The sequence below is a fragment of the Leifsonia sp. Leaf336 genome (assembly GCF_001423695.1).
Classification (GTDB): domain Bacteria; phylum Actinomycetota; class Actinomycetes; order Actinomycetales; family Microbacteriaceae; genus Leifsonia.
The window spans coordinates 473,098-483,274 of sequence record NZ_LMOZ01000002.1 but is presented as its reverse complement, the minus strand read 5'-3'; the positions used below and the strand labels follow the sequence as shown (position 1 = coordinate 483,274).

Genomic DNA, 10,177 nt, shown 5'->3' with positions numbered 1-10,177 from the left:
GTGCTCAAACGAGCGTTCTGGACAAGGTCCCGCCGCGGGCGGGTCCGGACGTGCGACGGGGAGGCCAGCGCTGCGCTGACCTCCCCGTCGAGTGCTGTCGTAGCCGGTTACTGCTTCGGCGACGACGGCGAGGTGACCTTGATCGAGCCGTCGATGATGCCGGCCTTGATCTTGTCGAGCTCGCCCTGCAGGCTCGAGCTCACCTTCGAGGCGAAGTCGTGGAACGGAGCGATGCCGACGCCGTCGTTCTTCAGCGTGCCGACGTACGGCGTGCTGTCGAACTTGCCCTTGGCGGCCTGCGTGACCACGTCGTTGGTGGCCGGCTTCATGCCCTTCATGACCGAGGTGAGGAGCAGGTCCTTCACGGTCGGGTCGGACTGGTAGACGTCGGCGTCGACACCGATCATCGTGATCGGCTTGCCCGAGTCACGGATGGCCTGCGCGGCCGACTGGTAGATCGGGCCACCGACGGGCATGATGACGTCGGCGTTCTGGTCGATGATGCCCTGAGCGGTGTTCTTCGCCGTCTCGTTGGCGTCGAAGCCACCGGTGAAGGAGCCGTTCTGCTTGTCGACGTCCCAGCCGACGACCTTGACCGACTTGCTCTTCTGGTCGTTGTAGTACTTCACGCCGTCCGCGAAGCCGTCCATGAAGATGGTGACGGTCGGGATCTGCATGCCGCCGAAGGTGCCGACGATGCCGGTCTTCGAGTAGCTCGCGGCCGCGTAGCCGGCGAGGAACGCCGCCTGGGCGGTGTCGAAGATGATCGGCTTGACGTTCTTCGCCGTGATCGAGCTGTCGTCGATGATGGCGAAGTTCACGTCGGGGTTCGCCGCGGCGGCCTTCTTGGTCGCGTCGGCGAGCAGGAAGCCGACGGTCACGACCAGGTTGCAGTTCGCGTCGACCATGCTCTGGATGTTCGGGGCGAAGTCGTTCTCGCTCTTCGACTCGGCCTTGTTGTACTTGACGCCGAGGGTGCCGGCGGCCTGCTGGAGCCCCTCGTAGCCGAGCTGGTTGAACGAGTGGTCGTCGAATCCGCCGGAGTCGGAGACCATGCAGGGCAGGAACTTGCTGTTCGCCGCCGCCGTGGACGAGTTGTCCGACGGGGCAGCCGAACATGCGGCGAGCAGCGCGACGACGCCGGTCACCGCCAGACCGACGAGGCCGGCCTTACGGGCTGTGATTGTCAAGGTTGTCCTCCAAGATGCAGGCCCACCGCTGGTGCCGGCGGGCCACTGTATGCATTGCACGTTACCGAATGTGACGAACGGCTCTGATCGAAAATCCGGCTTCTTCATGCAAGCGTTACAAACGCGCGCGCCGTTGGCACCTGCTCATTTGAGCAGGTGCCGACGGCGGCGTCGGGAGGACGTCCCTCGAAGGGGAGCAGACCCTCCCCTACATCCACCCGCGCTTCTTGAACACCACGTAGAGCAGCGTGCTCAGCCCCACCATCGCCAGCACGGCCAGCGGATAGCCGAGCGGCCATTCCAGCTCGGGCATATGCGTGAAGTTCATTCCGTAGATGCCCGCGATGAGCGTCGGGGCGAAGAGGATCGCCGCCCAGGAGGAGATCTTCTTGACCTCTTCGCCCTGCCGGTGCGTCGAGTGCGCGAGCCTTGTCATCTCCTCGTTCTGGCGTTCGGCCACGAGCGTCGAGTTGACCGTGAGGATGTCGCGGAGCAGGTAGCGGAACCCGTCCACCCGCTCGTTGACCAGGGTGAGGTGGTCGGCGACGTCGCGGAGCCGGCGTTCCAGCTCCTCGGCCACGCCGTACTTGGCCGAGCCGCGTTCCAAGGCGATCATGACCGACGACAGCGGGTGCGTCGCGCGCTGGAAGTCGATGACCTCCCGCGACAGCTCGTAGATGCGTCGGGAGACCAGGGCGTCGCCGCCGAACACCTGGGTCTCGATCTCGTCGATGTCGTTGGCGAGACCGGCGACGACCGGGCTGTAGGCATCGACGACCGCGTCGATGATGGCGTAGAGGATGGCCTGCGGGCCGAGTGCGAGCAGGTCGCGCTCCCGCTCCATCCTGTGCCGCACCGTCGAGAGGTCGGGCGACTCGCTGTGACGGACGGTGATGACGAAGTTCGGGCCGACGAACAAGTGGAGCTCGCCGAAGTCGACCTCCTCCGGGACGTCGAGGTAGTTCGCCGCCTTGAGCACCACGAACAGCACGGAGTCGTAGCGCTCCAGCTTGGGCCGCTGGTGCGCGACGATCGCGTCCTCGATGGCGAGCGGGTGGAGGCTGAACTCCTCCGCCAGCGACATCAGCTCCTGCTCGCTCGGCCGGTACAGCCCGATCCAGGCGACGCCGCCCGGCGTCTCGTCGAGGGCCCGGTAGGTCTCGGCCAGGGTGTGCGGGGAGGCCACGCGCACGCCGTCGGCGTAGATCGCGCTGTCCACCATGCTGTTGCGGGTGGAGGGCCGCGTCTCCGTCAGCACCGGATCCGGCGAACTGGGGGGATCGACCCTCCGGGATCGGGACACGAAGGGCATCGGGATGCCGCGTCGGTTCAGGTTCGCCATGATTCACCTCCTGGTGCGTGCGGATACGTCAGGCGGCCCTGCGACGCCCGCGCGACCGAGGTCGCCGGGCGATGGAGCCACCTAACTGTACGCGCGCTGCCCGCCCGTCGGCTGGACGCCCGGACGCCCCGCCTCGCTGCAGGCGTCGAGGATGACGCGCTCGTAGTGCCCGATCAGCTCGGAGCAGAGCACGTCCCAGCCCCGTCCGAGCACGCGGCGACGGCCGGCCTCCCCCATCCGCACGCGCAGCGGGGCGTCCGTGGCTAGCATCGCGACCGCTGCGCGCAGCGCGCGGTCGTCCGACGGCGGGAAGAGCAGGCCGTCGACACCGTGGTCGACGAGGTCGATCGGGCCGCCCGCTCGCGGCGCGATCACCGGGAGACCGGAGGCGTGCGCCTCCTGGACGGTCTGGCCGAAGGTCTCCTCCGAGCCGGTGTGCACGAACGCGTCGAACGCGGCGTAGGCCGCGCCCAGCTCTGCTCCGCCGAGCCGGCCCAGCCAGGTCGTCGGCACGCCGTGCAGCTGCCGCTCGACCGCCTCCCGCGCCGGCCCGTCGCCGACGATCGCCACCGACACGCCGGGGAGGCCCTTGAGGACGCGCAGCCGCTCCACCTGCTTCTCCGGCGCGATCCGTCCGACGTACCCGATGACGATCTCGCCGTCGGGCGAGAGCCGCTCGCGCAGCCCGACCGCGGCGGGCAGGCGGCGGTTGTTGGGGTGATAACGCTCCAGGTCGACGCCGCGACCCCACCGCGCCAGTCTGCGCACTCCAGCCTGGCGGAGGTCGTACTCGCTGGCCGCCGACGGCACCAGCGTGAGGTCGGCGCCCTCGTGCACCCAGCGCACGTACTTCCACGCGATGGCCGCGGTCATCCCGAGGCCGTTGCGGCGTGCGAACCCGGCGACATCGGTCTGGTAGACGGCGACGGAGGGCACGCCGACCCGGTTGGCGGCGGCGATCGCCTGCGCACCGAGGAAGAAGGGAGAGGCCGCGTGCAGCACGTCCGGCCCGAATCGCGCCAGGATGCGCTGCACCTGGGGGCTGGGCAGGCCGACCGGGAACTGCCGGTAGGCGATGGAGGGCACCTGGTGGATGCGGAAGCCCGCGTACTCGTCGGGAGCGCCCGCCTCCGGGCAGATGACGATCGCCTCGTGGCCCTGTTCTGCCAGATGATCGAGGACCCGGAGGACGCTGGTGGTGACCCCGTTCACTGTGGGGAGGAAGCTCTCGCTGACGACCGCGACCCGCATGGCTCCAGTGTCGGCGTGCGGAATGTCCCGGCTGTGAACAGAAGGTGACCAGAACCGCTCGGTATCCTTTCGCCATGACAACTCCTGGCGCGCTCAACCGGTTCTACAGCATCATCCCGGCCGGCGGGATCGGCTCCCGGCTCTGGCCGCTGTCCCGGGCGGACGCCCCGAAGTTCCTCCACGATCTCACCGGCTCCGGCCACACGCTGCTGCGCGACACCTGGGATCGGCTGGCCCCGATCTCGGGCGAGCAGCGCATCATGGTGGTCACCGGGCGGGCTCACCGCGCGGCCGTGGAGGCGCAGCTGCCCGCGCTGGCCGACGCCAACGTCGTCCTCGAGTCCGAACCGCGCGACTCCACCGCGGCGATCGGGCTCGCAGCGGCGATCCTCGAGCGCCGCGAACCCGGCGTGATCGTCGGATCGTTCGCGGCAGACCACGTCATCCGCAACCAGCGGCTCTTCGCGGTCTCCGTGAAGGAGGCGGTGGCGGCCGCCGACGAGGGCTACATCACCACCATCGGCATCAAGCCCACCGAGCCGGCGATCGGCTTCGGCTACATCCACTGCGGCGGCGCTCTCACGGTGACCGGCGCCCCGAGCGCCCTCGCCGTCGACTCCTTCGTCGAGAAGCCCGACCTCGCGACGGCCGAGAGCTACCTCGACAGCGGCGCGTACCTGTGGAACGCCGGGATGTTCATCGCCCGCGCCGACCGGCTGCTCGAGGAGATCGGGCGGTCGAAGCCGGAGCTGCTGGCCGGGCTGCTCGAACTGGCGGCGGCGTGGGACGACCCCGCGACCCGGGGGCCCGCGGTCGACCGCATCTGGCCGAACCTCGAGAAGATCGCGATCGACTACGCGGTCGCCGAGCCCGCCGCCGCGGCCGGCCGCCTCGCCGTGATCCCTGGCTACTTCGACTGGGACGACGTCGGCGACTTCGCCTCGCTCTCCAAGCTCAACTCGGGAGGCCGCACGACCGACCTGGCGATCCTCGGCGCCGACGCGCGCGTGCTCGCGGACGCCTCCAGCGGCATCGTGGTCAGTCAGACGAAGCGCGTGATCAGCCTCATCGGCGTGAAGGACATCGTGATCGTCGACACCCCGGACGCCCTGCTGGTGACGACGACGGACAACGCGCAACGCGTCAAGTCGGTGGTCGACGCGCTCAAGATCTCCGGGTCGACGGACGTGCTCTGAGCGCTGTCGTCAGTCGACGACCGACGGCCCGCTCTGCACGTCGCGTGCGATGCGGGAGATCTCCTCGTCGCTGAGCGGGATCCCCGCGTCGTCGAGCCGCTGACGGAGGGCACGCTCGCTGTCCTCCAACGGCAGCAGCTGCATGTCGGCGCGCAGCTGCTCGACGATGCCCGCGACCTTCTCGTCACGCCCGGCCTCCATGCTGCCGTCCATGATCGGTTCGTCCTGCGTCATAGGGCGGACGGTACGCCGCGCCCCCGCGCGGTCAAGCGGTCCGCCGGCCGAGTTATCTCGATGTCGAGATAACCAAGGGGACCCTAAGCAGCGCGAACCCGGCACCCGGCATAGACTTGCCACGCGCTTCGTGCGCCTATTTCCAGCGATCGCAACCAGGGAGGGTTGTTCGTGCCAGAGCAAGCGGCAGGGACCCTGCAACCGACGACATCGAGGCCGGGCGGCACGCTGTACCGCGGCCGGGAAGGCATGTGGTCGTGGGTGCTGCATCGCATCACCGGCGTCGCCATCTTCTTCTTCCTCCTCGTCCACATCCTCGACACCTCGCTCATCCGGGTCAGCCCGGAGGCGTACAACGCGGTGATCGGCACTTATAAGAACCCGATCATGGGATTCGGCGAGATGGCGCTGGTCGCAGCGATCATCTTCCACGCCTTCAACGGCATCCGGATCATCCTGATCGACTTCTGGAGCAAGGGCGTCAAGTACCAGAAGGTCATGTTCTGGATCGTCATCGCACTCTGGGTGATCCTGATGGCCGGATTCGTGCCGACGCAGCTCATCCACATCTTCTCGGAGGTGAACTGACGTGACGACCATCGAGGCTCCGCGCACGCCGGCCCGCCCGGCCCGCAAGGGCGTCAACTGGGAGAAGTGGGGCTGGATCTACATGCGCGCCTCCGGCGTGCTGCTGGTCATCCTGATCTTCGGCCACTTGCTGATCAACCTCGTCCTGGGCGACGGCGTCAAGCAGATCGACTTCGCTTTCGTCGCCGGCAAGTACGCGACGCCGTTCTGGCAGGTCTGGGACCTGCTCATGCTCTGGCTCGCACTCATCCACGGCGGCAACGGCATGCGCACGCTGGTCAACGACTACGCGCACAACCGCACGGTGAACAGCATCCTCAAGTGGGCGATCGCCGCTGCGGTCGTGGTCCTCGTGGTGCTCGGCACGCTCGTGATCTTCACCTTCGACCCGTGCCCGGCAGGAGCCCACGCGGCCGACCTGCCTTCGTTCTGCCCGGCCAAGTGACTGAGTGACGGAAAACAAGAGCTGTGACAACTGAAACCACTGAATCCACCGTCATCGACGGCGTCCACTACCACGAGTTCGACATCGTCATCGTCGGTGCCGGCGGCGCCGGAATGCGCGCCGCCATCGAGGCGGGCCCGCACGCGAAGACCGCGGTGATCTCGAAGCTCTACCCCACCCGCTCCCACACGGGCGCGGCGCAGGGCGGCATGGCCGCGGCGCTCGCGAACGTCGAGGAGGACAGCTGGGAGTGGCACACCTTCGACACCGTCAAGGGCGGCGACTACCTCGTCGACCAGGATGCCGCGGAGATCCTCGCCAAGGAGGCCATCGACGCGGTCATCGACCTCGAGAACATGGGCCTGCCGTTCAACCGCACGCCCGAGGGCAAGATCGACCAGCGCCGGTTCGGCGGTCACACCCGCGACCACGGCAAGGCGCCCGTGCGCCGTGCCTGCTACGCGGCCGACCGCACCGGCCACATGATTCTGCAGACGCTGTTCCAGAACTGCGTCAAGCTCGGCATCAACTTCTTCAACGAGTTCTACGTCCTCGACGTGATCATGAACGAGGTGGACGGCGTCGAGCAGCCGGCGGGCGTGGTCGCCTACGAGCTCGCGACCGGCGAGCTGCACGTCTTCCACTCGAAGGCGATCATCTTCGCGACCGGCGGCTTCGGCAAGATCTTCAAGACGACCTCCAACGCCCACACGCTCACCGGAGACGGCGTCGGCATCATCTGGCGCAAGCGCCTGCCGCTGGAGGACATGGAGTTCTTCCAGTTCCATCCGACCGGCCTCGCCGGACTCGGCATCCTCCTCACCGAGGGCGCCCGAGGCGAGGGCGCCATCCTCCGCAACGCCTCCGGCGAGCGCTTCATGGAGCGCTACGCGCCCACGATCAAAGACCTCGCGCCGCGCGACATCGTCGCCCGCTGCATGGTCCAGGAGGTCGCGGAGGGCCGCGGCGCCGGCCCGCACAAGGACTACGTGCTCCTCGACTGCACCCACTTGGGCGCCGAGGTCCTGGAGACCAAGCTCCCCGACATCACCGAGTTCGCCCGCACCTACCTGGGCGTCGACCCCGTCGTCGAGCCGGTGCCGGTCATGCCGACCGCGCACTACGCGATGGGCGGCATCCCGACCAACAACAACGCCGAGGTGCTGCGCGACAACACCACGGTCGTTCCCGGCCTGTACGCCGCCGGCGAGTGCGCCTGCGTGTCGGTCCACGGCTCCAACCGTCTCGGCACCAACTCGCTGCTCGACATCAACGTGTTCGGCAAGCGCGCGGGCAACAACGCGGTCGAGTACGTCAAGACGGCCACCGCCGTCCCGCTGCCCGAGGACCCTGCGGCCTTCGTCCGCGGGATGATCGAAGACCTGCGCAGCGGCACCGGCACCGAGCGGATCGCCGCGATCCGCAAGGAGCTGCAGGACGAGATGGACAAGAACGCCCAGGTGTTCCGCACCGACGAGTCGCTCGAGAAGGTGACGGGCACGATCCACGCCCTGCGCGAGCGCTACAAGAACATCGTCGTGCAAGACAAGGGCAAGCGCTTCAACACCGACCTCCTGGAGGCCGTCGAGCTGGGCTTCCTGCTCGACCTCGCCGAGGTCGTCGTCTTCTCGGCCCGCAACCGCAAGGAGTCGCGCGGCGGTCACATGCGCGACGACTTCCCGAAACGCGACGACGAGAACTACATGCAGCACACCATGGCCTACCTCACCGGCGACCCGCACTCCGCCGACGCGGCAGACCACATCACGCTCGATTGGAAGCCGGTCGTCGTGACCCGCTACCAGCCGATGGAGAGGAAGTACTGATGTCCAGCGCCGTGCTCGAGACTCCCCCGACCCCGGAGGCCCCGGTCCAGTCGTTCACCGTGACGCTCATCATCCGCCGGTTCGACCCTGACGTCGACACCGAGCCGCGCTGGCAGGACTTCGACGTCGAGATGTTCCCCACGGACCGCATCCTCGACGCGCTGCACAAGATCAAGTGGGAGCAGGACGGCTCGCTGACGTTCCGCCGCTCGTGCGCCCACGGCATCTGCGGCTCCGACGCGATGCGCATCAACGGCCGCAACCGCCTCGCCTGCAAGACGCTGATCAAAGACCTGGACATCTCCAAGCCGATCTACGTCGAGGCGATCAAGGGCCTCCCCCTCGAGAAGGACCTGATCGTCGACATGGAGCCGTTCTTCGCGAGCTATCGCGAGGTCCAGCCGTTCCTGGTCGCCAACTCGAAGCCGGAGAAGGGCAAGGAGCGCGTCCAGTCGGTCGCCGACCGCGCCCGCTTCGACGACACCACCAAGTGCATCCTCTGCGCCGCGTGCACATCGTCCTGCCCGGTGTTCTGGACCGACGGCCAGTACTTCGGCCCTGCGGCGATCGTCAACGCGCACCGTTTCATCTTCGACTCGCGCGACGACAACTCGCAGGTGCGCCTCGACATCCTCAACGACAAGGAGGGCGTGTGGCGCTGCCGCACGACCTTCAACTGCACCGACGCGTGCCCCCGTGGCATCCAGGTGACGCAGGCGATCGCAGAGGTGAAGCAGGCCATCATGCGCGGCAAGCCCTAGAGCTCCCCGACACCACCACGAAGGCGCCCTCGAGTCCGGGGGCGCCTTCGTCGTGTGCACGACGTGCGGTCGGCCTGTCGATATCCTTGCGGCGTGGCCAAGAAGTCCCGCCGCCCGGACGACGCCGGGAGCGCACAACCGGATCCCTCTCTTCAGCGCGCCGAGGGCACGGTCGAGCCGGAGGAGACGCTGCGCGACCGCATCCTGGAGGCCGCCGAGCCGCTCAAGGAGCGCCTCGAGAGGCCGGTGGCCCGGGTGTCGCGGTGGGCGAAGTGGGTCCAGCACCTGCGCCCCTACCGCGTCTACATCAACTACTCGCATTCCGACGGGAACCTCCGCGCCGCCGGTATCGGATTCCAGTCGCTGTTCGCGGTCTTCGCCGCGATCTGGCTCGGCTTCTCGGTCGCGGGCATCTGGCTGAGCGGCAACCCGCAGGTCTTCCAGGCGCTGGTCACGATCATCAACCGTGCGGTGCCGGGCCTCATCTCCACCTCGACGACCCCCGGCGCGATCAGCGCAGAGCAGTTGCAGTCCGCCACGGGCTTCGGCTGGTACGGCGTCATCGCCGCGATCGGTCTGCTCTGGACCGCGATCGGCTGGCTCTACTACACCCGCCAGGCCGTCCGCGCGGTCTTCGGTCTGAGCCGCGACACCACCAACTACGTGCTCCAGAAGTTGCGCGACCTCTTCCTCGCCCTCGGCTTCGGACTGGTGCTGATCGTCTCGGCGCTGCTCACCATCCTCAGCACCCAGGCGCTCACCTTCCTGCTCGACCTGGCCGGCCTCACCTCCGACTCGTTCTGGACGACCGCGGTGACGCGCTTCTCCGGCCTCCTGGTCTCGGTGATCCTGAACATCTTCACGCTCGGCGCGATGTTCCGCGTCATGGCGCGGGTCGCCATCCCCTGGCGCAACCTCTTCTTCGGCGTGCTGCTCGGCGCCTTGGTGCTGGCCGGGCTGAGCGCGCTGGGTGGCCTCTTCCTCGGCGCCGCGTCGAAGAACCCGCTGCTCGCCTCCTTCGCCGTGTTCGTCGGTCTGCTGCTGTGGTTCAACCTCATCTCGCGGGTGATCCTGCTGTCGGCGTCGTGGATCGCGGTCGGGATGTTCGACAGCGGAATCTCGCCGCGGATGATCACACCGGAGCAGGCGGCGGCCGAACGGGCCGCCGCCGAGTACGAGGCACGGGTGCTCGTGGCCAAAGCCGAGCTGCAGTCCGCCCGGGACGACCTGACGAAACGGAAGTTCCTCGCCCGGCTGCCGGCCCAGCGCCGTGTCGAGAAGGCCGAGCACCGGCTCAACGATCTGCTCGACGAGAGCAGCGTCGGCGCGCGCCGGTAGGCTGGA

The 10,177-nt window shown here is 68.1% G+C and carries 10 protein-coding genes; 6 read left to right on the top strand and 4 right to left on the bottom strand.

Features of this window, described 5'->3' with window-relative positions; genetic code table 11:
- Nucleotides 1-107: 107 nt before the first annotated feature.
- The 3 genes from ASF88_RS11175 to ASF88_RS11165 all read right to left on the bottom strand — a co-directional run bounded on the left by ASF88_RS11175 (nucleotide 108) and on the right by ASF88_RS11165 (nucleotide 3,783).
- Nucleotides 108-1,190: a BMP family lipoprotein gene (locus tag ASF88_RS11175; protein WP_055918095.1), complete on the bottom strand. Its 1,083-nt coding sequence runs from the start codon at nucleotides 1,188-1,190 to the stop codon at nucleotides 108-110.
- Nucleotides 1,191-1,398: 208 nt separating this feature from the next.
- Entirely contained in the window at nucleotides 1,399-2,532 is a 1,134-nt protein-coding gene (locus ASF88_RS11170) for a magnesium and cobalt transport protein CorA (RefSeq protein ID WP_055918093.1), read from the bottom strand.
- Nucleotides 2,533-2,613: 81 nt separating this feature from the next.
- On the bottom strand, nucleotides 2,614-3,783 hold the full coding sequence (locus tag ASF88_RS11165) for a glycosyltransferase family 4 protein (RefSeq protein ID WP_055918089.1): 1,170 nt from the start codon (nucleotides 3,781-3,783) through the stop codon (nucleotides 2,614-2,616).
- Between the two features lie 74 nt (nucleotides 3,784-3,857).
- Between ASF88_RS11165 and ASF88_RS11160 the strand changes: the two genes are divergently transcribed.
- Nucleotides 3,858-4,979, top strand: coding sequence for a mannose-1-phosphate guanylyltransferase (locus ASF88_RS11160; RefSeq protein WP_055918086.1), 1,122 nt, complete (start codon nucleotides 3,858-3,860; stop codon nucleotides 4,977-4,979).
- 9 nt (nucleotides 4,980-4,988) lie between these two features.
- Here the strand turns inward: ASF88_RS11160 and ASF88_RS11155 are convergent, their stop codons facing one another.
- Nucleotides 4,989-5,213, bottom strand: a complete 225-nt coding sequence (locus tag ASF88_RS11155) for a hypothetical protein (RefSeq protein WP_055918082.1) — start codon at nucleotides 5,211-5,213, stop codon at nucleotides 4,989-4,991.
- A gap of 249 nt (nucleotides 5,214-5,462) precedes the next feature.
- Here ASF88_RS11155 and sdhC point away from each other — a divergent pair, with 249 nt between their 5' ends.
- From sdhC to ASF88_RS11130, 5 genes are all read left to right on the top strand, one after another.
- On the top strand, nucleotides 5,463-5,801 hold the full coding sequence (sdhC, locus tag ASF88_RS11150) for a succinate dehydrogenase, cytochrome b556 subunit (protein ID WP_055918079.1): 339 nt from the start codon (nucleotides 5,463-5,465) through the stop codon (nucleotides 5,799-5,801).
- Between the two features lies 1 nt (nucleotide 5,802).
- The gene (locus tag ASF88_RS11145) at nucleotides 5,803-6,246 is read left to right on the top strand and encodes a succinate dehydrogenase hydrophobic membrane anchor subunit (RefSeq protein ID WP_055918077.1); all 444 of its coding nucleotides are present in this window, start codon (nucleotides 5,803-5,805) and stop codon (nucleotides 6,244-6,246) included.
- Nucleotides 6,247-6,269: 23 nt separating this feature from the next.
- Nucleotides 6,270-8,072, top strand: coding sequence for a succinate dehydrogenase flavoprotein subunit (gene sdhA, locus ASF88_RS11140; RefSeq protein ID WP_055918076.1), 1,803 nt, complete (start codon nucleotides 6,270-6,272; stop codon nucleotides 8,070-8,072).
- Entirely contained in the window at nucleotides 8,072-8,833 is a 762-nt protein-coding gene (locus ASF88_RS11135; RefSeq protein WP_055918074.1) for a succinate dehydrogenase iron-sulfur subunit, read from the top strand. Before sdhA ends, ASF88_RS11135 begins: the two co-directional genes overlap by 1 nt.
- Before the next feature lie 93 nt (nucleotides 8,834-8,926).
- Nucleotides 8,927-10,171 carry a YihY/virulence factor BrkB family protein gene (locus ASF88_RS11130; protein WP_055918071.1) on the top strand — a complete coding sequence of 415 codons (1,245 nt, stop codon included), beginning with the start codon at nucleotides 8,927-8,929 and terminating at the stop codon, nucleotides 10,169-10,171.
- Nucleotides 10,172-10,177: the final 6 nt, after the last annotated feature.

Coding starts and splice junctions, on each gene's coding strand:
- ASF88_RS11170 (WP_055918093.1), bottom strand. CDS start 2,532: ATGGCGAACCTGAACCGACGCGGCATCCCGATGCCCTTCGTGTCCCGA.
- ASF88_RS11165 (WP_055918089.1), bottom strand. CDS start 3,783: ATGCGGGTCGCGGTCGTCAGCGAGAGCTTCCTCCCCACAGTGAACGGG.
- ASF88_RS11160 (WP_055918086.1), top strand. CDS start 3,858: ATGACAACTCCTGGCGCGCTCAACCGGTTCTACAGCATCATCCCGGCC.
- ASF88_RS11155 (WP_055918082.1), bottom strand. CDS start 5,213: ATGACGCAGGACGAACCGATCATGGACGGCAGCATGGAGGCCGGGCGT.
- sdhC (WP_055918079.1), top strand. CDS start 5,463: ATGTGGTCGTGGGTGCTGCATCGCATCACCGGCGTCGCCATCTTCTTC.
- ASF88_RS11135 (WP_055918074.1), top strand. CDS start 8,072: ATGTCCAGCGCCGTGCTCGAGACTCCCCCGACCCCGGAGGCCCCGGTC.